Here is a 21,962-nt window from a genome sequence, read left to right as displayed (position 1 = left end):
CTCTTCACGACCCTTGAGAAAATAGCTTTCGCATTCTCGCGATATTATTTGGACCCACCACACGGCTGACCGTCCGCTTCACGCCGCTCCTGATCCTGACGTGAAGCGGCAGCCAGGACTGCGCGAAATGATGAATCGTATAGCTCTCTCCGGTCAGATAGCTACCGCCGTTTATGTAGTCGTAAGGGCTGAAGTAAGTCCGGGGAAAAAAGCTTACGCCGTTCTCCGTCACCTGATACTGTCCGTTAAGCTCCAAACCGTGCCGCATACAAATCTCGCTGATCACCGCGGTGTTCGTTGTCGTATCGGGCGAGCCGTCCGGCAGAAGAAAGCTCCGGGTTTCGTAATAATCCAGAAGTTCCTTGATCCAGGGATGCCCGGCGACCGCCCCCATCGTGCCGGATTGCAGAAAATGCCCATCCTCGAATCCGGAAAAAGCCTCCAGCTCCAGAAAACGGTCCAGCGGTCTGATGACCTCAACATCCGTGTCCATGTAAATTCCGCCCTGACTATATAAAGCATGCAGCCGGGCATAGTCACTGACAAAAGCATATTTCCGCTGTTCGTAGGCTTCCTGTACATACCGGTTAACCGTCACATCGAAGTTGTCCTCGTTCCATTCCACGAATTGAAATTCAGGCAGGTGCTTATGCCAGCTTTTGATGCACTTCTGCAGCTTTCTCGGCTTCTCTCCGCGTCCGAACCAGCAATAATGGACAACCTTGGGGATCTTCTCCGAAGAATTCATCCGGCTGCCTCCTTAATTAAACCAAGTAATGAAATTGCTTCGATATTCAATGCCGAGAGTGAGCACATTTTCATAAAAGAAATAGACAAGGTACACACCCAGCACAATCATGTAGATCAGCTTCTGATCCTTCTTCCGGAACGCTTTCACGATCCAAGCCACTAGCAAAATCTGATAAAGGTTGAAATAGATCGCCAGTCTTGCAAAAATCCAGTTCTGGGTAGAAACGAGCATCAATACGAAGCCGATCAGAGCCATATTCACGATCACATCGATGTCGGAGAAGATTGCGCTCAGCTTCTGCCTCCCGAGGTAAGCAACAGCCAGCGGCAATCCGTAAAAGACCACCCGCAGCATGTTGGCGCCTCCCTCCGAGAAGGTCTCATACTTGCCGTAGTTCGTATCCTTGATCGCCGAGAACAACAGCTCCGAAAATTGGTTGAAGCCGAAGACGATGATGACCGCGACTCCCAGCAGCAGCAGGGTCGAAACGGTCCAGGCTTTTCTGCGGACGATGAAAAAAATTGGAATAAGAACCAGCGCGCTTTGATGAAACAAAGAGGCGAACAGCACAACCGGGATATACCTCTTCCAGTTGCCTTCAAAAAGATATTTCATCGCGGCGAAAACGATCGAAGCTGCCAGAAACTGCCGGATTCCGTTCATCGAGACAATAAACGAGCCGGAAGTGATATAGATAAATACGCCGAGCTCGAACAGCCGGGCATATTTGTAGAGCACCATAATAATGAGCATGTTGGTGACAAACGCCGTAATCAGAATCATATACTGCGGGTTGCCCGTATACATCTTCAAGATCTTTTGAAAAATATTGAACCCGATGTCGCCCGTCTTCCAGATGTACTCCCAGGTGAAATCGGCGGTCCGGTAGGTGTGGATATACGTTTCCGTGTCTCCGATATTTTTTCTCAGCCCGGAAATGAGGCAGAACCACAACGCTGTCAGGAAGAACAGAAGACGATTCGGTCTGACGTTTACAGGAAGCGCCGCATCCGGGGTGGAGAAATACCTGGCCGAAAGCGAGAACAGATAAGCAAATGCCAAGTGAATCCATAACACGGTCATTGCGCGTCACTCTCCTGCACCAGCCTGGCCGGATTCGGCGTTTCCGGCGCGGAGACCGGCGCGGAACGCTGCGTCCGCCGGATGTACAGGTACAGCAAGATTCCGAGCGGAGACGCCAGCAGCGTCATCCCCTTGCGGGGCGACTCCGCAACAAACTGGCGGTTCCCCATGATCAGGCTGCTGGACACATAATGAACGGCTTCGCGGAACCGTTCTTTAAACGACGGCGCATACTGCATCGCCACTTTCCGAAAAAAGGCGAAGCCCTGCGGGTTCTTGCGGTATTGGTTAAGCATGTTCAGGCTTGAGCCGTCGGTTCTATATTCCACATGGCACAGCACCTCGTTCATAACCAGCAGCGGAAGCTGCTGATCGATCAGCAAGTATTTATACGAGAGCGGGACATACCGCTCGCCCTGATAAATCGGGTATGGCGGAACGCCGCTTGTCACCCGCGTGCGGTAGACCAGCTTCTTGTCGCCCTTGACCTTCCACTTGGCGTACAGGCCGCTCAGCGTGGAAGCCTTCAGCTTCTCCGGCATTTTCGTTCCGATAACCTCTCCGTCAGGCGAGGCGTCAAGGCCCACGATGCCGGCATATTCCCCGCTTCCGTGCTCCCTCCAAAACGAGATGATTGTGTCCACGGCGTCATCGGCCAAATAATCGTCGGAGTCGATACATACATTAAGCTCCGTATCGATCCGTTCATAGGCGGCGTTATGCGCGCCGTGCATTCCCTGATTGTCCTGGTAATGGTAACGGATGGGCACCCTGCCCTCGCGTATCCAACCCTCTACCAGGTCCTTTGTCCGGTCCGTCGAGCCATCGTCGATGATCAGCCAGACAAAATCGCTGCAGGACTGCCTGATCAGGCTCTGGTAGCATAAATGCAGCGTATGCGCTCTATTGTAGGTCGGGGTAAAGACCGTAAGCGTTGGGGCCATTTTGCTCACCTCTGATTAAGAATCGGCTGACATTCCGTATGGTAAAAAGAGGCCAGCCACTCTGCGGTCTTCGCGGAGTCATATCCGCTTTCGCGCAGCTGCTCCGATGTATCCGCACGCTCACAGGAACTGTCCAGAATCTCCCGCGCCCAAAGGTCGGCCGGCTCCTGAAGACTGATGAACCTCACCCTGCCCGTCAAATCCGACTCCGGGGTAATCGAGCTGGAAGCGATGCATCTCAGTCCCGCCGCCTGCGCTTCCACCAGAACGACCGGCAGCCCTTCGAACAAGGACGGGAACAGGAACAAGTCCATGCCCTGCATCAGCCTTGGGATATCCGAACGGACACCCAGAAAGGCGACATGATCCTTTAATCCGAGCTGTTCGACTTTTTGCCTGATCGCCGGCTCCAGATATCCCTCTCCGACCAGAACCAGGAGCACATTGCGGTTCCTCTGGTAAACGCTGTGAAAGATGTCAATCAAGAACGAGTGATTCTTCTGCTCGTTGAACCTCCCGACATGGCCGATAACCAAACGTTCGCCCGCCTGAAACTCGCTCCTGACCTTCTCGCGGACGGCGGGGTCAAAGGCGAACTCCCGAAGGTTGACCGCATTATTCATCACAACGAGAGAGTTCCGTTCCTCAATCTCTCTGCCGAACAGCCAGCGTCCCGCTTTCTTCGAGCAGGCAAAATACCGGTTGGGATTATCCTTCATCACATATTTGGCGTATACGCGGAAAGGAAATTTCAGGTCCAGCCTTAGATCGCTGAGGTGGCTGTGGGCAATCCGGCACGGAATACCGGCTCTTTTGGCCTCCCTCAGAACAAAGCTGCTGTTCTCGTTGATATGGGAATGGACCACCCTGTATTCATGATGCGCATGAAAGAACTCCGTCAGTTTATTGAAATACAGCCGGTAATTCCCCGGTTTGATTGGCGGCATCCGATAGATGACCCCGCCCATAGACTCGATTTCGTCGTCATAGTGCCCCCTTTCCAGCCTGTGTACCATAAAATCAAACTGAATGTCGGCGCGGTCCATCTGGCGATAGTAGTTCATGAGCATGGTTTCCAGTCCGCCCCTGTTCATGACGGTGACGACCTGCAGAATTCGAACGGGCTCCATTATCCACACCTCCCGTCTTCCTGAAACGCAATCGGTTGATTACGTTTAACATGAGATACATCCCTGCAGCCATTTTCCATTTGCCCATCAGAAAAAAGATCTTCCAGGCCCCGGTGCAGTATTGCAGTTCAAATCCGGCAAAGGAGGATGCCACCTCGGGCTTTGCAACAAGCGCGCGGATCTCCTTGATTTTGGCGAATGCCGACGCCTTGTAATCCTCGCTTATAATATTGAGTCCGAGCCCAAAGGTATTGACGCAAATCCGGTTATGCAGCGCCGCCGTATATTCCTCCGGCAGCCCGCGCTCCCGGATATAAGATTTCATGTGGCCGTACAGATTATTGAATTTGCTCTCCAACAAGGGATTGTGGCGTGAGGTGATAGATGAAGTGTTGGCCTTCCAATAATGATAGAACGGGCGGCTCAGAAAGACGAAGGAACGGGCATGGTGGCATACATGGATGTTGAAGAGCGAATCCTCGTTGGTTCCGATCGTCTCCAGGTCGATAAAAGAGGCTGCCGCCCTCTCGATCAAATCCGCACGGTACAGCTTGCCCCACACGGTCCCCCAGGCGTCCAGATAATCGGGCTCCGCCAATTCCTCTCTTAGCGGACCAAACAGCCGTCTTGTAATCCGATCCTGAACCTCTTGGAGACGGTATACCTCCATATCCGGAATCCGGAATACTTTCTCTTTCGCATGCGTTCCGAATTCACGCATATAAGTGCACATGACGATGTCCGCATCTTCCCGCTCCGCCGCTTCGCGCATCTCCATGAACATATCGTGCTGCACCCAATCATCCGGATCGACAAAGGCGATGTACCTTCCTCTTGCGTTTCTGATGCCTTCATTACGGGCAGAAGATACGCCGCCGTTGTTCCGGTTGATCGGGATCAAGCGGTCGTCCCTTTCGGCATATTGCCGGAGGATGGAGAGGCTGCCGTCCGTCGACCCGTCATTAACGGCGATAATCTCCAGGTCGCTGAAGGTTTGGTTCAGCAGGCTGTCCAGAGAACGGTGTAAATAGGCTTCCATATTATATATGGGCATGATAATGCTGATTTCCGGCTTCATAGCTCTCCTCCTCCCGCATATGCCCTATGTAGATGGAACCAAGCTCCTTGACGACCGACGTCAAATTATACGTTTGGACAAGCTCCAAACTCTTCTTCCCCATCCTGCTCCGCAGTTCGGAGGATCGGCTAAGCTCAAGCATATATCCGGCCATCCGCTCTTCTTGCCCGGTTCCGGGTTCAACAAGATATCCATTTTCCCCGGGCTTCACAAGCTCCGCATGCCCCCGGTTTCTTGTGGCGATAACGGGAAGGCCGCAGGCCATCGCCTCCATAATATTGACCGGCAGCCCCTCCCGCAGGCTTGACGAAACCGCCGCGTCGCACAAGGGCAGCAGCCGGTCAATATCTTTCCGGTAGCCGAGAAAATCCACCTGGCCCGCGACCCCAAGCTCCGATGCCAGCAGGCGACACTGCTCCTGAAGCGGACCTTCCCCCGCGAGTAGAAGCTTGATTCCGGCTCCTTGATCCTTGATCCGGGCCAAAGCGCGGATGAGCAGCTGATGGTTCTTGTTGCCGTTGAACTCCCCGGCATAGAACATCAGCACCTCCTCCGTTCCGTATGCAGACTGCTGCCGCAGCCGTTCTTTTTCAGCGGGCGCAGCGGGCTTGAATTTGTCCGTATTTACGCCCACGCCGTGCACATGTTCAATCTGCCCGGCTCTAAACCCCCGGCCCACGGCCAGACGATAATCTTCATCGTTGATTGTAATCAAACAATCCGTCAGCCGTGAAAGACCTTTCTCGATCGGATAATAGAGCAGCCAGCTCGCAAGCGAAGAGCCTTGGCAGAAATGAAAACCGTGGGCAGTGTACAGCATCCGGGTTCCCTTCTTGCGTGAGCCGGCCGCGGCCAGCCGGGCAAGAACACCGCCCATCGGCGTATGCGCATGAATAATGTCATAGTCGTTGCGCTTCATAATATCCTTCAGCTGTCGGTAAGCCGCCCAATTCCCGCTGCGCAGCGGCGACCGTTCAATGGAGATATTGAATTTCCTGTCGACAGAAGGCAGATCGAGTTCTCCGCGTGCCGCGATATGAACTTCCCAGCCTCGCTCTTTAAACCATTCCATTACAGGCAGATGAAAGGCTCTGAAATGAAAGTCGACGGTTGCGCAAAACAACACTTTTCGGGACATGGGCGGCCTTCCTTTCCTTGGCGTCTAGACGACCGTTGCTTTCATAAGAGGCACCTTTTCAATCCGGTTGTTGGCAATATCGAGCAGCAGGCTTCTCAGCTCTTCGATGGACAGCGAATCATAGACCTTGAGCAGGTGATTGATGGATTCAAAGTTCACTTCGTATGACTTGCCGACATAAATCTTGGGATAGACCTGCCCATCATGAACTTCCGTATCCCTCAGCAGCTCTTCATACAGCTTCTCTCCTGGTCTCATGCCGGTGAACTCAATGCCGATCTCCTCGATGGAGTATCCCGACATGCGGATCAGATTTTTGGCCAAATCGACAATTTTGACCGGATCGCCCATATCCAGCACGAAAATTTCTCCCCCGCGCGCCAGAGCGCCCGCCTGAATGACCAGCCGCGACGCTTCGGGAATCGTCATGAAATACCGGACCATATCGGGGTGAGTAACGGTCACCGGTCCGCCCTGTTCAATTTGGTTCCGGAACAGCGGGATCACGCTGCCGCGGCTGCCCAGCACATTGCCGAACCGGACGGCGACAAATTTGGTTGAGCTGAACCGGTCCATATGCTGGATGATCATTTCGGCGATCCGTTTGGTCGAACCCATGACGCTGGTCGGATTTACCGCTTTGTCCGTCGAGATCATGACAAACGTTCCCACTCCCGACAGGCTTGCGGCCTGCGCGACATTCATCGTACCGATAATGTTATTCTTGACCGCTTCCTCGGGATTGCGCTGCATCAGCGGCACATGCTTGTGGGCAGCGGCGTGATAGACAACATCCGGATGATGAAATTTCATCAAGCTGATAATTTTGCTCTCATCCTGCAAATCCGCGATCTCGGTATAAAATTGAATGCCCGAGTCCCGGAACATCGCTTTAAGCTCGATTTCAATCGTATAGATGCTGTTCTCTCCATGACCGAGCAGCACCAGCTTTTTGGGCCGGAATCTGGAGATTTGCCTGCATACCTCCGAGCCGATGGAGCCGCCCGCTCCCGTGACGAGAACGACCTTGCCCGTTACATATCCCGAAATGCTGTCAAGATCAAGCCGCACCGGTTCTCTGCCAAGCAGATCCTCGACCTGAACGTCCCGGAATTGGCTGACCGCCACTTTGCCGCTCGCTATGTCCTCAAGCATTGGAATCGTCTGGGTCTTGGCGGAGGTCTTGGCGCATTCTTCGCAGATTGCCTTCAGCCGGTCTTTGGGCAGTGAAGGAATGGCGATGACAATATGGTCAACCTTATACCGCCCGGCCAGATATTCAATATCCTTGATTCTGCCGGCAACGGGAATCCCCATAATATCAAGACCAAGCTTGCTCAAATGATCGTCGACAAAAGCGACCGGCTTCAGCTCCTTGTCTGATCCGGACAGCAGCTGCCTTGCAACCATTGTTCCGGCCGAGCCCGCGCCGATGATCAGCGTCCGTTTGGCGCCGTCCGTCGTGCTGCCCGTCTCCTGCTTCGCCTGAGCGGTCCTGAGTACCCGCCAGCAAAAACGCGATCCGCCGATCAGCATCATATGAAGCATCCAGGTTACCAGCAGCAGCCGGTATTGAACGTCAAACGAGAAGACGAATTGCACGGTAGCCGCCGCCAGCATGGAGAAAGACACCACTTTCGCAATGAGGAGGCTTTCTTCAACACCCGCATACTTCCAGGCTTTGCGATAGAGATGGTACACAAAAGCGAAGATGTGATGACTGAAGAGCAATGTGACCGAACTGACAATCACCGGATATGTAAATACGTTAAGAGTAGCGTTTACCAGAAAGCTGCTTGCAAATATAGCCGTCAGCACAATAAACGAATCCAAAACAATTAAAACGGATAGACGATGCTTATAAAACAACGTTCACTCACCCCTTCCCTAAAACAAATGAAGTGCGGCTATCGTCCCTATTCCTAACTCCGGTTAAGCAGGCTGCCTAAAATTTTCACTTTCCCGAAATCCAGCAGACGCTTCGCTTCAAAGGCATTCTTCTGCTGTGTCTTTCCGCTGCGAAGAATGAGTACGACCCCATCGCACCGGCCCGCCAGCGCAATCGCGTCGGGGGAATCCAGCACCGCCGGGCTGTCGATCAGGATAACGGTATATTCGGCTTTGGCCCGCTCCAGCAATTCCTTCATCGCCTGGGAATCCAGCAGATCGGCCGCTCCCGGCATAGGCGACCCGCCAGGAATGACGGTTAGCCCATCAATGTTCGTCGGATATACGATTTCGTCAAATTCAATGCTGGTGGCCAATCCGTCGGAGAGCCCGGGCCATTGCTTGATGCCAAATACCTGATTCAGAATCGGGTTCCTGACATTGGCGTCCACAAGCAGCACCTTATCTCCCCGCTGGGCGAAGCTGATCGCCAAATTCACGGCAGAAGTCGATTTCCCTTCCCCAGTCGAAGGAGAAGTAATGACCAGTGAAAGCCGCTCTTTTTTACCCGCAGCAATCCGAATGTTGTTCCTTATCCTTCTGTACTGCTCGGAGGCAGCCGCCGCGGGGTTATTATGAACGAGAAGACAGCCGTGAACCGACCGCGAATCCAATTTTTTCTCCCTATGAGCCAATGGCTTCACCTCGTATATACTCATTTTTTCGTCTGGAATTGCCCGAGAAGTTTTTCCGCTGGAATTTGGAGACCTGCCCCAGTGAATCGATGCCTAATATCTGTTCAATGTCTTTCTCGGAGCGCAGGGTGTCATCCAGCGAATCCAGCAAGAAGGCCAGACCCAAACCGATGACAAGACCGGCAAACAACCCTACCTTCAGCGCACGGTCGCTTGGCGGATTAATCGGCGTGGGATTCGGCGATTCCGCCGCTTCCGTAAGAACACTGATCCCGGTAAAGCCCATACGCTTGCTTACTTCATCGGCAAAGACGCGAACGACGGCATTGGCGAGCTGCGGCGCGACCGCAGGGTCCGTGTCGACAACCGAAATGAGCGTAATGATGGAATTGTCCACACTGTCCACACTGATCTGACCGCGCAAACCTCCAGGCGATCTGGGGATTCCCGTCTCCTGGATCACTCGTTCCAGAACGACCGGTTCCCGAATGAATACTTTGATTGTGCTGAGCTGCTCGGGTGTAGTCGCGGGAATCATGATTCTGGCCGAAGAGGAGTACAGGGGCACTTCCGGCTGTGAACTGTAGAGTCCCCCCAGCACGGCAAAAAGGAGGGTCGGCAGGAGAATAATCCATATTCTCCTTTTGATGACTAAAGCCCATTCTTTCAGATTGATTTCCTTGACCGGGGCTCTCGCTGGAGATTCTTTTTCATATGCCGCGTTCTCATCTTCCATGTTTTCACCCACTTTAAAGAGTAACTTAATAAAGAACGTTGTGCGTTAATTTTAGTTCTTTATATAGAACATGTCAACTATTATCCCCTTAATTATGTTGATTTTGTTTGTTATTAAGATCATCATTCGTTCGTTTACACGCACAAAAAAGAAGCAGCCGCCAGTCATCCCCACATGACATTTGGAGCCGCTTCTTTGCCCGATCAATATTTAAGCTGCTGCAATATATTATTATTGACTCTATCATTGGCTTTCAATGAGAGCTGCGCATTAATAAGAGTGTTCCCTTCTATTGTATAAGGAGGCGCCTGTATTCCGGCATACTCCGTCGAGATTCCTACGGCCTGCAGATTGCTAGTAATCTTGTTCTTCCGGATCACGGCGCTCCCCACATCGTACGGTTCGTTCCGCTTCCAATAATCGTTGATTTTAACAATCTCCGTACTATTGGAAGTCAGATGCTCCGCGTTCACAACATTATTCTCCACAAGGACGCTTTGAGCCGCCTGAATACTGATAGCCTGCATATTGCCGGGCACCTCGAAAGCGCTGTTCTTCACCGTCAGCTTTAATTGCTTGTTCTCGGCGTACAGCATGCCCGCACCGTCGGTATTCCCTCTAAAAGTACAGCCATCAAACACATACTCTCCGGCCTGAACGGCTGAAAGTGTGCCGAACTTTCCTCCCTCGGACGCATCGAACCGGCTGTCTTTGTAAGTCCCAGGGGGCAGGGACAACCCATAAGCCGAGTTGTAGCCTATAACCTTCAGATGATCAAACACACTTCCGGAAACCGCGTTTCCTGAAAGACTCCGCAAGGAGGGCTCCCCGGTTATCGTGACATTGGACAGGCGCACCGGTTGATTGTTGACGCTTAAACCCGCATCCACTTTTTGCGTAATTGTGATATCGATATTGGACACCTTGATTCCATAGGCCTTTTTTGCGCTTAAGGCGAGTATGCCGTTCGTGATCTTCATTCCATCAATAACAATATTCGGCCCTTCGAAAAAGGTTGCGGAATCGTTCATGGCATTATTTTGCAAATAGACATCATGGTAGGCATAGATGCGCGTACCGTCAAAATGGTTATCCGATACCCACGCGTTGCTGAATGGCGGGGATATCGCAAGTCCAATGGTTCCCTTGGATGCAAAATGATTGCCGTCCACCCAAGCGTTCCGGCCGTCGTAAAGAATGGCGTCATATGCGGCGTTGTTGTAGAACTGATTATTTTTAATCGTAATGTTGGTGTTCAGATTTCCGTTCTCCCCGTATCCGCCCTCCACATCAATACCGGACTGAGGAGCCGTTCCCTTGATATCGTGAAGCCGATTTCCGGTAATCAGAACATTGTCGGCTCCGCCGACCGTAATGCCCTGGCGGCGGTTGAATGCGGACTCCGAGTTCCGGACCGTAATGTTCCGGCTTACGACACGGTTCCACACTTCCAGATAGCCGCCCTTGGAGGACGCCTGATTCAGCACAAGATGACAATAGGCGGCTCCGGGCGGAATGGCCATTTGGTCACGGGCCTTGGCCGATATCTTCTTGATGAACTTTCCGCCGCTTTGGTAGAAATAGACTTCAAACGTATACGGCAGCTTTTTGACGTTTGAAATTTCAAAAATCTTTTCCGTTTGAAGAACGGGAGCGGTAAGCGGGATCGGCGATTGGGTGCGGATTTTGTTCTTATTATTCACGGCATATCCTTTGGCATCGAGCGCTCCGGGAACAAACCCTCCCTCATACAAGTCTTTGATCAAGGTGCCAACGCCGCCGATCGCCATTCCGTCTCCGGTAAAATTAACGGTCTTGACGCCGTCGACCACAACATCTGACGCTCCCTCCATCAATATGCCGTATCCGTTCTCATGCGTACCCGGGCTGTGCGGGCTGTCCTTTTTGGAGAAATCATGCCGGTCCTTATCACCGCTGTATGTTCCGCCCTTTAAGGTGACATTATCGACCCCGTAGCCAAGGAACATCGTTTCGTACCGCTCTTTTCCGTTTGCTTCCTTTTGCAGCACCGCGTCATCCGGCAAAATAAACGTCATATCGCTGACCATGTTAATACGGCTGTCCTTATCAATCAGGTACGTGCCGGACGGCAGTGTCACAACTTTAACCCCGTTGTTATGCAGCATGGCTAAAGCCGCGTTGATGCCTTTGGTCGTTTCCGACGGATGGGTTCCGTCATTGTAAATCTTCCACTTGGACAGCTCAATCGTCACCGGCTGCTGCGGCTCGGGTGAATCCTGACCATAGATCTGAGGCGGCACCCCCGAAAGAAGCAGCAAAACGATCAAAGGCAGAATCAACCTCAATAATGGTTTGCTCATTTCGATCTCGTCCTCCCGTTCCAGATTCCATCCGCATATCATACGTTCTTTAAAACGAACCACTCTATTTTAGACTATCACGTTTGTTTTCGAATGGAAAGGCTTAAGTCCCACTCCAAAAAAACAGTTCTTTAGACCCGCCTTTTTTCCTTAAATCTCCTATTTTACGTCTTCAATCCGTTATTGCGAATTCCGATAAACTATGTCAGGCATCCATTTCCATTGATAAAATTTCCATGAAGAAGGGATAATCATATGAAAAACACAGCATTTACCCTCATTGTTTTTATTATCGTCGCCTTGCTGACGCCGACATTCCCCCAGGCGGAGGCAGCCAGTCCGATTCTGTTCTCGGACATTTCGCCCAAACACTGGGCACATCAAGAAATCTCTCGCTTAAAAGAGCAGCAGCTTATCGGCGGTTATGACGACGGAACCTTCCGTCCGGACAATCCGATTACCCGGGCGGAAGCCGTAAAAATCATCGTGCAGGCAAGCGGCATCGGCGTTGACTCCAATGGGGATGATCCGCAGGCTATTTCCGATGTGTCGTCGGAATATTGGGCTTATCCCTATATTAAAGCCGCGAAGAAGTCCAATCTGATTACCGGTTATGCGGACGGCACGTTCCGCCCCGGCGAGACGCTTACCCGGGCCGACAGCGCCGTGCTCATCGCGCGCGCCTTCAATCTGGACAGCCAGGGCGCGAATGCCGCAGCCCATGTTTCCGACATCGACAACCACTGGGCCGCTTCGTCCATTTCCAGGCTGGTAACGAACGGCATCGCGGCCGGAGACGAGAACGGCAAGTTTCAGCCGTCCAAAATGGTGACTCGCTCCGAATTCGCCGCCCTGCTCGGCAGAACGCTCTACCAGGATCTGCGGATCGGCGCCGCCGGATCGCCCGACGAATCGGCGCCGCCGCCAGTCAGCCCATCCGCTTCGCCGGAAGGCGTTCCCGCGAGCGAACCGGCCGCCGCGGGTTTGATGGCTGCCATCGGCGGTGGTGGCGGAGCCGGCGGCGGTGGTGGCGGGGGCGGTGCGGCCCCTCCGGTTGCTCCGGCTCCATCGCCTTCGCCTTTGCCAACGCCGCTTCCTTCCGCCTCTGCCGATCCGGCTGCGGCGGCTCCGGCACCCGAGCCTACTCCCACTCCGGCTCCTGAGCCGGCTCCGGCGCCCGGCATGACGCCCGCTCCAGAGCCGACTCCCGCTCCGAGCGAAGCGCCTGTGCTGCAGGAAGTTTCCGGCTTGAAGTCGCTCAGCGGTAAAACAGGCTTGTCATTTACCTGGTTCAACCCGGCGTATCCCGATTTTAAAGCCGTTAACATTTATAAAGAAGGAAGCCTGAAGGCAGCGACAACCGATACGTTCTATCAGGAAACCGGTCTGCTTCCCGGCACAACCCACCACTATGTATTGAAGACCGTAAACATGACCGGCATGGAGTCCGCAGGCACTGAGTTAAGCGTGACGACAGCGCCTGCCAGTCTTCCGTCTCCTCCGGCCGGACTGTCCGCTTCCGCTTCGGACGGAGCCGTACTGCTAAATTGGACGGAGAACGGCGAGAGCTCCATTATTGGCTACAATGTCTATCGGGACGGCACTAAGAGCAATACCGCTACGGTAACCGGAGACACCTATATGCTGAACGGACTGAAGAACGGCCAAAGCTACAGTCTGTATGTGACCGCTGTAAATGACGCCCAGATTGAATCGGGGCCTTCAATCCCGATATCCGCTACACCGCAAGCCGCGGATGACTCGGCTCCCGAGGAAATCAGCGGGTTGACTGCTGTGGACGACGGCACATCCGTAACGCTGACCTGGAACAATCCCGCCTCCCCCAATTTTAACCGGGTGGATATTTACCTGGGCGGCGTTCTGATCGGTTCTTCATCAGACGGCAGATACAAAGCGGAAGGACTCTCCGGGGAAACAGAATATTCTTTCACACTCAAAACAGTTTATACGGTTGTGAAGACTTCAAACGGCATCGGCCTTTCCATCCGGACGAAGGACATTGTACCGCCGGCTACCCCCGCGCAGGTATCGGCCGCGGGCGGTCCAAGCAAAGTTTCCATCTCCTGGGCGGCCGGTACGGAAAGCGATTTGGCCGGCTACAATATTTATGTGGGCGGACAAAAAGTGAATGCCGAGCCTCTCTTGCAGAACTTTTACGAGGCTAAAGGGCTGGATTTCGGCGTGGCGTACACCGTTCAGTTGGAAGCCGTAGACACCAGCGGAAACCGCTCGCCCCTGAGCGCTCCCGTGTCGGCATCGCCGACGCACTATCTGATTGAGCTGGCGCGGTGGGGCATCTATAACGACGGCACACACCCGGTGGAGACCGTCAAGGGCATTAACAATGCCTTGATCTGGGCCCGCCAGAAAGGCATCACGGCAACAACGCTTCCGCCTGGAACCTATCTCATCGACAAGAACAGCCGGATCGCCATGGTCGGCGATATGCTGTTCGATCTGCCGATGGATGCCGTCCTTCAGAAGGAAACCAACGGCAAAGAACGATACGATGTCATGTATGTCGGGTACGGCGCCAACAATGTAACGCTTCGCGGCGGAACGTATATTGGCGACAAGCAGACCCATGACTATTCCCAGCGGGACCCTTATAATACGGGCACCCACGAAGGCGGATACGGCATTTTCGTTGAAGGCGCGAAGAATACAACGATAGATGGCGTCAAAGCGATGTATTTCACCGGCGACGGGCTGGTGCTTGGCGGCTTTGGCACCATGTTTAAGGATCTGTACGCCGCCAGCTTCGTCTCCGGCGGAATCGGAGCAAGCGGCCAGCCGATCGGCGACAGCACAAAGGTTCGGACAAAAGACGGCATTTATTTTAACAACGCCATCTTCAAGACGGAGCGGACCTTTGAAATTTCCAATATAGCCAATCTGCCCAGCAACTTTACCGTGTATTTCTATCGTACGGACGGGTCCTTCATCAAGAGTCAACCGGCTTTGGCGAGAGAAATCATGACGATACCGGACGGCGCGGCTTACTTCCATCTGGTATTTATTAAAGCCTCGTCAACCGGCGCCTATCTGGAGGCTTGGAACCGGACCGTCACCCAGAATCCGGTCGTTAAAAATTCCGAGTTCGCTTATAACCGCCGCCAGGGTATTACGGTGGGTGGCGCCGACAATGCGCTGATCATGAACAACATCCTGCACGACATCAAAGGAATCGCGCCGCAGTCGGGCATTGATGTGGAAGGCGGATACGGCGAGAACGGAAACCTGAACACCAACATTTTTATTAAAAACAATGAATTCTACAATAATGCGGTTTATGACGTCATCCTGTATGACGGGCATGACGCGACCGTTGAGGGCAACCATCTCGCTTCGAAGGGCACCATCGGACTTGCGGTATCCGAGACGTTCAAAAATGCAAAGGTCGTAAACAATCACTTTGATGCTACCCGGATTATCGCCTATCATGATGCATCCTTCCTGGGTAACCGGATGAATGATTCCGGCACCTTCTTCCAAGGGCCCAATATTGTCATCGACGGTATGGAGATCACCAACGGCAAACTGTCCGTCAGCGCCAAGAATCCGAAAGGTGTCAAAGTCTCCAATGTGAATATTCAGATTACAAAGAAAGTGGATGCGGGCTTTGCAGTAAGCGGAGAACCCATTGAGGTTTCCAATGTTACAGTAACAGGAGAGGCGGCGTTCGCCAGCTTCAACGGCAATCCCAAACCGGGATCGGCATTCAATAATATCAAGGTGCTCGGATTCAACTCTGCCCAAGGCATGACTTTACCGCAGGGCATGTACACGAACTCTATATTTGAAGCGGCGGACGGCAGCCGGTTCGGGTCAACGATTGTCGCTAGTGGCGTATACAGCTTCGATAATTGCACTTTTGCCTCCAACGCTACCGGCAACAATGCCCTTATCGCAAGCCATGCCAATCTGGATCTGAAGATCACGAACTCCAAGTTCAACGTCAAGGGTGATGCTTCGGCCATTACGGTTGAAACGGCTAATCGAGTCGTTCTCGAAAATAATACGGTGACGGCCATGAAGCTTGCGCGGACTTCGGTAGAGCTGATCAAAATCAACGACTACTGGAAACGAAATGATCCTGCCGATGTATTCAACGTATCGATTATCAGCAATACCGTCACTTCCAATATCGCCGCTGTAGGCATTTCCACGATCTATGCGGGTACAAATGCGCCGCCCTATACAGTTAAGAACAATATCCTTAATAAGGCCGTGCTGGCTCTTAAGAGCAATGATGTTCAGAGCGGAAATATCCAGCAATAAGTAAGAAGAAACGGATGCCGTCCTCTGGAAGAGGACGGCATCCGTTTCTCGTAAAAATATAAGACCAAACGATAAACGCGCAGCTTATAAAGTCTTATATTTTAAAAAAATGGCCCGGGGAAAATCCCGGGCCATACTAATTCAGTAAGAGTAATACTTTTTCCACAGCTTGTAGGAATCATGCTGATTGTCCTCCCACCAATCCCTTTCATCATCGCAGTCCCTGCCTTTTAGCCAACTTAACCAATTACCATATGTGTTGTTGCCGCTGTGGGACGTTGTTGCTTCCTTGTCAAACCAGGAGGCAAACACGTTGGTCAATGAGGATAAAAAGGAGGTCGCATAAGAAGAGGAATACTTCGCTTCTGCCGAGCTGGAGGATGCATAGGCAGAGGCCGGCAGCATAACCGCACTGAGAAGCAGCACAATCAGCGTGAGCCGTGTGTATTTCTTCATACACGTTACCATACTTCCGAGTCCTCTCTTTCATATAGTCTAAATTAACTACAAGGTAGTTCTTTATAAAGAATATAATGGAATGGGGGATTTGTAAATACATCTTGATTTTTGATTTATCTTTGATAGACTTCACCTTAAGACCAGAGGCATATCCAAGTATTTACTTCCGTTCGTTTCTTTCAGCGAACATACCCGCACTTTAGTCCCTGCTTTAACCGTTACTTTTTTCCAGCAATCCGGCAGATTGGGGAGATTACGCATGAACAAACTTAGGCATCTCTTTAACACCGATATTTACCGCTGGCTGACACAGTGCATGAAGAGAAAATGGGGTGCGCTGTCCGCGATCATTCTGCTCAATGTCATCATTTCTCTTAGCGGAGCGGCCCTCGCCATCGTCTCCAAGCAGGTAATCGATCATGCCGTGCAGAGCAGCATGCGCCTTAGCGGATTATACGCCATCGCCTTTGCCTTAATTCTGATTCTCCAGTTGGGCCTTTCCTCCTTGCTGACCTTGAGAAGCGTTAAGCTGAGAGAAGCGGTCAACAATGATCTGCAGCGGAGCTTCATGGACCGGCTGTATAGAACGGAGTGGAGCGCCGCCGGGAAATACCACAGCGGCGATCTGTTGACCCACCTGACAAGCGATTCGGCCAACGTCACCGATGGATTAATCAATACCTTGCCGAACATCGTCGCATTGATTGTCCAATTCGCGGCCGCCTTTTTTACGCTGCTGTACTTTGACAAAACGCTGGCCCTGTTCGCATTCGTGCTTGGACCCGTGTCCGTACTCATCAGCTGGTATATCGGCAGCAAGCTGAAGAAGTTGCAGCATCAAATCCAGGCCGCCGAAAGCCGCTATCGCTCCCTGCTGCATGAATGCGTCCAGAATCTGCTCATTGTTAAAACCTTCGAGAATGAAAAAAACAGCTTGGAGAAAGTGCAATCTTCCCAGCAGGACCGATTGTTCTGGATACTTAAACGCACCCGTTTTAACGCGGCGGCAGACCTTACAATGGGAATCGGTTACCGGCTCGGATTTTTCCTGGCCTTTATCTGGGGCGCTTTCCGAATATCCACCGGGGCCGCGAGTTTCGGGATGTTTACCGCCTTTTTGCAGCTTGTAGGACAAATTCAGGGACCGCTTGAAGGTCTGGCCCGCACTTTCCCGATCCTCATCGCCATGGTCACATCCGCGGAACGATTGATCGTATTTCAAAAATTGCAGCCGGAAGCTAAAAAAGAGACCGCCCCGGCCGTCAAGGAAAGCTTATCCGAACTGCGCATGGAACATGTCTCATACAGCTATGAAGCAAACAAGCCGATTCTTACCGATGTTTCTCTCCGCATTCATCCCGGCGAGCTTGTCGCCCTTATCGGGACTTCGGGGGAAGGCAAAACAACGCTGCTCCGGCTTCTGCTCGCATTGATCGAACCGCAGAACGGGAACATCAGCATCATCGGCAAGGACCGCGAACCCGTCAGCCTGTCGGCTGATACCCGGTCTTATTTTTCCTACGTTCCTCAAGGCAACACGTTATTCTCCGGTACGATCGCTGACAATCTGCGGATCGGCAATCCTGCGGCTACAGAAGAGGACATACATGCCGCCATTGAAACAGCCTGTGCCCGGGGCTTTATAGAGAAGCTTCCGGAAGGCATTCATACGGTTATCGGCGAACATGGCTCCGGCTTATCCGAGGGCCAGGCCCAGCGGATCGCCATCGCCCGGGCCCTGCTGAGGCCGGCGCCCATCCTGCTGCTCGATGAGGCGACCTCCGCCCTGGATATGGATACGGAATGGGCGGTCCTGCAAAATATCCGGAACTCCCAGCCGCCAAGAACATGCATTGCCATCACCCACCGCTTGTCTGTATTCGATGTCTGCGACCATATCTACCGCCTGTCTGGTGGCGTGTTATACCAAGAAGAAACGGCATCGCCGTCTTTTCAGAAGCTTTAGCTTCCGAAGTGGCGATACGAGTATCGCCTTTAGGCACCGTTTCTCGTAGAAATATAAGTAAAAATGTTAAGCGCTCCGCTTATACAGTCTTATATTTGAACAACAAGAGCTTGTTACTCAAAGCAAGTAACAAGCTCTTCATATCAAACCGCATTAAAAGAGACCTCAAACCTTGAACCCGTTTGAGGTCTCTTCCGTTTTAAATGAATTAGCTGAAAGAGTAGAAGATATGCGTGCCGTCAGTGTAGGTGGCATCAACCTTAGGTGTAATCTTCGTACCAAACTCTGTGCCGCTCACTTTCAGTTCCTTCACTTCCGGCTTTTCCCATACTTTTTTAATCATATACTCCACCTCCTGATATTTAAATATCGCCGTTGCCCCGCTTATTCCCCGTTTAACCAAGATGCCGCTGGCAATATTTGATATAACAATACAATAGATATTTCAAAAAATCAAGATCATTCGGTCGTTATTGAGAACATTCTTGGCATAACTATTGTCATAATATCATTAAAATGCCATAAAAATCCTCCATCACCCTATAAAATTCCGTTTAATTTATGAATTATGCCCTTGATTTGTTCATCCACTGTAAAACCATTCTCTGGTCGTTCGATATGAAAAACACGAATCGCTGCGGCAAGCGCGGAACATCGCATAAAATGCTCACCCTGTTTCCCCATAAGCTCGATGAACTCGGAGCGATAGATATTCCGTAGTATAACCATCAGCTTTTCCGGACCTTTCACCTCGGAGACGATCACCTCGGAACCCGGATGCGTGGACAATTCAAAGAGGGCGTCCAGCCTTTGGGGAACCTCAATAAATCCGCCGTCCATCGAAACATGATACTTATCCCGTATACCCGGAATCCGGTCCAATGAATCAACACTGCCATAAATCTGCTCGGCCGTATCCCGCCACAGCTTTTGTCTTGGGAAAGAGGGCACAATCCACGGCTCTCCCCTTTCGTCCTCTTGGAGCGCCGCGATATCATCGGCTAAAAAAGCGCAGCCGCGCTTGGTCAATGCCGCTGTCAGCGTAGATTTGCCCGCACCGGAATGCCCGGTTACGATGATATGCTTCCCTTCCAGCGCCAATGCGCCGCCGTGGACCGGAAGCAGGCCGCGCTGGAACAAGAGCACTCCTATACAGGTTCCAAGGATGAATAGAACATGGGCTCCCGGTTCGCAGCCTTCACTTCGTTCTGCGATGATCTGTGTGCCGTCCGTAACGAGAAATGTGCCGATGTCCTTGACGCGGAAAGCAAATCCGTCTGTGCCGACTCTAGTGTATCCATAAGAATTCGGAGGACCGGGCAAGTCGACGGGCACCTTTCCCTCCTTGATATAGACTTCAGGTTCGCCGTCCGCCGGCAGCAGGCCTTCGATCAGGAAATTGGAAGCGATATTCAATCCAAACGCTTTATAACGAAACCGGAAATCAGGACCGCTCATTTTACCACCTCGGGTGTCGGATTAAATGCTGCTATAAATCTGGAGAAAATGACGGTAATCACTATAGACCGGATTAGATTTTCCTCATTCTTGTTTATGTCCCGGCTGGCCTTGGCAAGCTTCTCCCTCAGCTTATCCTTGTCCACGTATGGCTCTAGATCGCCTTGCTCCAGGACCCTCTCGGCTTCGTCGAGAACCTCGGGCCACTGCGGAGCCAGCCTATAGATCCAATCCGCGCTTTGAAGCCCTTTGGTCCGGATATTCAGCCGGATCGGGTCCGGAAGTATCCCTTTCATGGCCCGCCGCAGCAAATATCTATCCTGACCATTCCGCACAAATTGTTCGGATGGAATGGCCATGCAGAATTCGAAGACGCGTTTATCCCGGGAGGGATCACGGATCGTAATTCCATTAGCCAGCGATAATTTGGTCTCCACCGCTCCGATGTGCGCAAACGGCAGAGGACTGGTTCTCGACTTTCGATCCTCCTCATAATCCGGAAAACGGCTGATCGGCGTATTGGCTCCAATCCGGTCGAGCCCGCTGATTACATCCCATTTTTGGATCAGCGACCTTTTCACCACCATATTCTCAAAACGGTCAAACTCCCGAAGCTGCCTCCGGTTCTTCCAAACTTTCAAACGGTACGGCATGACTACGGGAATCGCGCTTTTCAGCACTTTCCTCACCGGCGCATTCGCCAATTTGCTGAATTCATAAATTTCCCTGGCCGCCGCGGCGATTCTCCCTTTTCTATACAGCGTCGCCAATTGAACCCCGAAATTGCCATACGAGATGGTACTGTTCCCAGTCTGGCCGTTCAGCATCACCGTACAATTTCTTTTGGCGGCCATCTTTAAGAACGAATGATACCATGTCATGTTTTGAAAAATTTTATAAGGCTGCTCAAAGATTCGAAGCAATTCATCGGCATCGGTCAGGCAATTTTTTTCAGCAAAGCTCCCGTAAGTGATATCAATGTTAGGGTAAGCCTGTGCGATAAGCTCGACTTCACGGGATTCATTATAGATTGCCGTTCCGGACGGCTGCTCGCTGAACCCGGGCACCGGAACGGATGTGAATCCATACAGCTTTTTCCCCTTATCGGCTAATTGGGGAGCAGCAACAGAGGCAATCGAACCGGAATCCATCCCGCCGCTCAGAAAAATCCCCGTCTCGCCCAGGCTTCTCAGCCGGCACGATACCGCTTCCGAGAAACACCGGTTAAAGGCTTCAACATACTCTTCATCACTGCCAAAAACGATCGGCTTAATGTCCCTTAACGGCTCCCAATACCGCTTTTTGACCAAACCCATAGCATTGACTATTCCATAATGGGCGGGCGGCAGCTGGCTGATCCCCCGGTAAACAGTTCCTTCGCATTCCAGTTCATGTTGAATTCCGTCTATCGATAAAAAATCGGTAATCCATTTCTCATCCAACTCGGCCCGCTTGCCGAACAGACCCAATAATGGCTTCTCTACTGTGCAAAAGGAAAAATAACCGTCCTCACAGGTATAGTACAAGGTCCTTGATCCCATGGCGTCACGCGCGATAAACAGCTCCTGCTTGCCGATATCCCAAATCGCAAATGCGTAATCGCCGATAAGATGCCCGGGACAGGCATGTCCCCAAGTTTCGTATGCCCGGATAATCAGTTCGCTGTCGGTCACAACTGCCGGGTCACCAGGTTGCAGGTTGAATTGTTCCAGCAGCTCAGCCCGGTTGTCAATAATTGCATCCGCCGTAATGACCAAGGCGCCATTGTCATTGCAGCGCGGCAGCTCTTCCATTTTCGATTCAGGCGTGTTGTATAGAATTCCGCAGCCCAGATGCACGGATTGATCCACCCATTCTCCTGTCCGGTTAAAGGAGTAGGCTTTCAATTTCCCGAAAATGGACGAGCCGGCCGGGGCGGCATTCGTATCGCTTCCAAACATGTAAATCCCGCTGATCGCACCCATCCTGTCCCTCCAAATCTCATCTTAATGCT

16 protein-coding genes are annotated in these 21,962 nt (G+C 52.1%); 2 read left to right on the top strand and 14 right to left on the bottom strand.

Annotation, left to right across the window (positions count from 1 at the left end; all coding sequences use genetic code 11):
* Nucleotides 1-4: 4 nt before the first annotated feature.
* From PUR_RS04325 to PUR_RS04280, 10 genes are all read right to left on the bottom strand, one after another.
* Nucleotides 5-748, bottom strand: a complete 744-nt coding sequence (locus PUR_RS04325; RefSeq protein ID WP_179034184.1) for a glycosyltransferase family 32 protein — start codon at nt 746-748, stop codon at nt 5-7.
* 12 nt (nt 749-760) lie between these two features.
* Nucleotides 761-1,834: an EpsG family protein gene (locus PUR_RS04320; protein ID WP_179034183.1), complete on the bottom strand. Its 1,074-nt coding sequence runs from the start codon at nt 1,832-1,834 to the stop codon at nt 761-763.
* Nucleotides 1,831-2,778, bottom strand: coding sequence for a glycosyltransferase family A protein (locus tag PUR_RS04315; RefSeq protein WP_179034182.1), 948 nt, complete (start codon nt 2,776-2,778; stop codon nt 1,831-1,833). Before PUR_RS04315 ends, PUR_RS04320 begins: the two co-directional genes overlap by 4 nt.
* A gap of 5 nt (nt 2,779-2,783) precedes the next feature.
* Nucleotides 2,784-3,908: a glycosyltransferase family 1 protein gene (locus tag PUR_RS04310; protein ID WP_179034181.1), complete on the bottom strand. Its 1,125-nt coding sequence runs from the start codon at nt 3,906-3,908 to the stop codon at nt 2,784-2,786.
* Nucleotides 3,799-4,986 (bottom strand): glycosyltransferase family 2 protein, encoded by a 1,188-nt coding sequence (locus PUR_RS04305; RefSeq protein WP_179034180.1) that lies wholly within the window; start codon nt 4,984-4,986, stop codon nt 3,799-3,801. Before PUR_RS04305 ends, PUR_RS04310 begins: the two co-directional genes overlap by 110 nt.
* Nucleotides 4,949-6,124, bottom strand: coding sequence for a glycosyltransferase family 4 protein (locus PUR_RS04300; RefSeq protein WP_179034179.1), 1,176 nt, complete (start codon nt 6,122-6,124; stop codon nt 4,949-4,951). The genes PUR_RS04305 and PUR_RS04300 overlap by 38 nt, the downstream gene beginning before the upstream one ends.
* 24 nt (nt 6,125-6,148) lie before the next feature.
* On the bottom strand, nt 6,149-7,993 hold the full coding sequence (locus tag PUR_RS04295; RefSeq protein WP_179034178.1) for a polysaccharide biosynthesis protein: 1,845 nt from the start codon (nt 7,991-7,993) through the stop codon (nt 6,149-6,151).
* 53 nt (nt 7,994-8,046) lie between these two features.
* Entirely contained in the window at nt 8,047-8,706 is a 660-nt protein-coding gene (locus PUR_RS04290; RefSeq protein ID WP_232101713.1) for a CpsD/CapB family tyrosine-protein kinase, read from the bottom strand.
* The gene (locus PUR_RS04285; RefSeq protein WP_179034176.1) at nt 8,696-9,442 is read right to left on the bottom strand and encodes a YveK family protein; all 747 of its coding nucleotides are present in this window, start codon (nt 9,440-9,442) and stop codon (nt 8,696-8,698) included. Before PUR_RS04285 ends, PUR_RS04290 begins: the two co-directional genes overlap by 11 nt.
* Before the next feature lie 203 nt (nt 9,443-9,645).
* Nucleotides 9,646-11,784, bottom strand: a complete 2,139-nt coding sequence (locus PUR_RS04280; protein ID WP_179034175.1) for a right-handed parallel beta-helix repeat-containing protein — start codon at nt 11,782-11,784, stop codon at nt 9,646-9,648.
* A gap of 255 nt (nt 11,785-12,039) precedes the next feature.
* Here PUR_RS04280 and PUR_RS04275 point away from each other — a divergent pair, with 255 nt between their 5' ends.
* The gene (locus PUR_RS04275; protein WP_179034174.1) at nt 12,040-16,086 is read left to right on the top strand and encodes an S-layer homology domain-containing protein; all 4,047 of its coding nucleotides are present in this window, start codon (nt 12,040-12,042) and stop codon (nt 16,084-16,086) included.
* Between the two features lie 141 nt (nt 16,087-16,227).
* Here PUR_RS04275 and PUR_RS04270 read toward each other — a convergent pair whose 3' ends face one another.
* A complete protein-coding gene (locus PUR_RS04270) occupies nt 16,228-16,542 on the bottom strand; it encodes a hypothetical protein (protein ID WP_179034173.1) in 315 nt (104 codons plus the stop codon).
* Between the two features lie 262 nt (nt 16,543-16,804).
* Here PUR_RS04270 and PUR_RS04265 point away from each other — a divergent pair, with 262 nt between their 5' ends.
* Entirely contained in the window at nt 16,805-18,511 is a 1,707-nt protein-coding gene (locus PUR_RS04265) for an ABC transporter ATP-binding protein (RefSeq protein WP_179034172.1), read from the top strand.
* A gap of 208 nt (nt 18,512-18,719) precedes the next feature.
* Here PUR_RS04265 and PUR_RS26275 read toward each other — a convergent pair whose 3' ends face one another.
* The 3 genes from PUR_RS26275 to PUR_RS04255 form a co-directional block, all read right to left on the bottom strand.
* Nucleotides 18,720-18,854, bottom strand: a complete 135-nt coding sequence (locus tag PUR_RS26275) for a hypothetical protein (RefSeq protein ID WP_269474698.1) — start codon at nt 18,852-18,854, stop codon at nt 18,720-18,722.
* A 197-nt stretch (nt 18,855-19,051) separates the two neighbouring features.
* Nucleotides 19,052-19,969: a hypothetical protein gene (locus tag PUR_RS04260; protein WP_179034171.1), complete on the bottom strand. Its 918-nt coding sequence runs from the start codon at nt 19,967-19,969 to the stop codon at nt 19,052-19,054.
* Nucleotides 19,966-21,933, bottom strand: a complete 1,968-nt coding sequence (locus PUR_RS04255; RefSeq protein WP_179034170.1) for an asparagine synthetase B family protein — start codon at nt 21,931-21,933, stop codon at nt 19,966-19,968. The genes PUR_RS04260 and PUR_RS04255 overlap by 4 nt, the downstream gene beginning before the upstream one ends.
* Between the last annotated feature and the right edge of the window lie 29 nt (nt 21,934-21,962).

Origin of the sequence: Paenibacillus sp. URB8-2, from assembly GCF_013393385.1 — a bacterium.
Taxonomy (GTDB): domain Bacteria; phylum Bacillota; class Bacilli; order Paenibacillales; family Paenibacillaceae; genus Paenibacillus_AQ.
The sequence above is the reverse complement of the archived record's forward strand: the minus strand, read 5'-3'. Positions and strand labels throughout refer to the sequence as shown.

Excerpts from the sequence above, each read along its gene's own strand:
- PUR_RS04275 (WP_179034174.1), top strand. The coding sequence starts at position 12,040 with ATGAAAAACACAGCATTTACCCTCATTGTTTTTATTATCGTCGCCTTG.
- PUR_RS04325 (WP_179034184.1), bottom strand. The coding sequence starts at position 748 with ATGAATTCTTCGGAGAAGATCCCCAAGGTTGTCCATTATTGCTGGTTC.
- PUR_RS04315 (WP_179034182.1), bottom strand. The coding sequence starts at position 2,778 with ATGGCCCCAACGCTTACGGTCTTTACCCCGACCTACAATAGAGCGCAT.
- PUR_RS04270 (WP_179034173.1), bottom strand. The coding sequence starts at position 16,542 with ATGAAGAAATACACACGGCTCACGCTGATTGTGCTGCTTCTCAGTGCG.
- PUR_RS04305 (WP_179034180.1), bottom strand. The coding sequence starts at position 4,986 with ATGAAGCCGGAAATCAGCATTATCATGCCCATATATAATATGGAAGCC.
- PUR_RS04280 (WP_179034175.1), bottom strand. The coding sequence starts at position 11,784 with ATGAGCAAACCATTATTGAGGTTGATTCTGCCTTTGATCGTTTTGCTG.
- PUR_RS04285 (WP_179034176.1), bottom strand. The coding sequence starts at position 9,442 with ATGGAAGATGAGAACGCGGCATATGAAAAAGAATCTCCAGCGAGAGCC.
- PUR_RS04265 (WP_179034172.1), top strand. The coding sequence starts at position 16,805 with ATGAACAAACTTAGGCATCTCTTTAACACCGATATTTACCGCTGGCTG.
- PUR_RS04310 (WP_179034181.1), bottom strand. The coding sequence starts at position 3,908 with ATGGAGCCCGTTCGAATTCTGCAGGTCGTCACCGTCATGAACAGGGGC.
- PUR_RS04255 (WP_179034170.1), bottom strand. The coding sequence starts at position 21,933 with ATGGGTGCGATCAGCGGGATTTACATGTTTGGAAGCGATACGAATGCC.
- PUR_RS04300 (WP_179034179.1), bottom strand. The coding sequence starts at position 6,124 with ATGTCCCGAAAAGTGTTGTTTTGCGCAACCGTCGACTTTCATTTCAGA.
- PUR_RS04320 (WP_179034183.1), bottom strand. The coding sequence starts at position 1,834 with ATGACCGTGTTATGGATTCACTTGGCATTTGCTTATCTGTTCTCGCTT.
- PUR_RS04260 (WP_179034171.1), bottom strand. The coding sequence starts at position 19,969 with ATGAGCGGTCCTGATTTCCGGTTTCGTTATAAAGCGTTTGGATTGAAT.
- PUR_RS26275 (WP_269474698.1), bottom strand. The coding sequence starts at position 18,854 with ATGATTAAAAAAGTATGGGAAAAGCCGGAAGTGAAGGAACTGAAAGTG.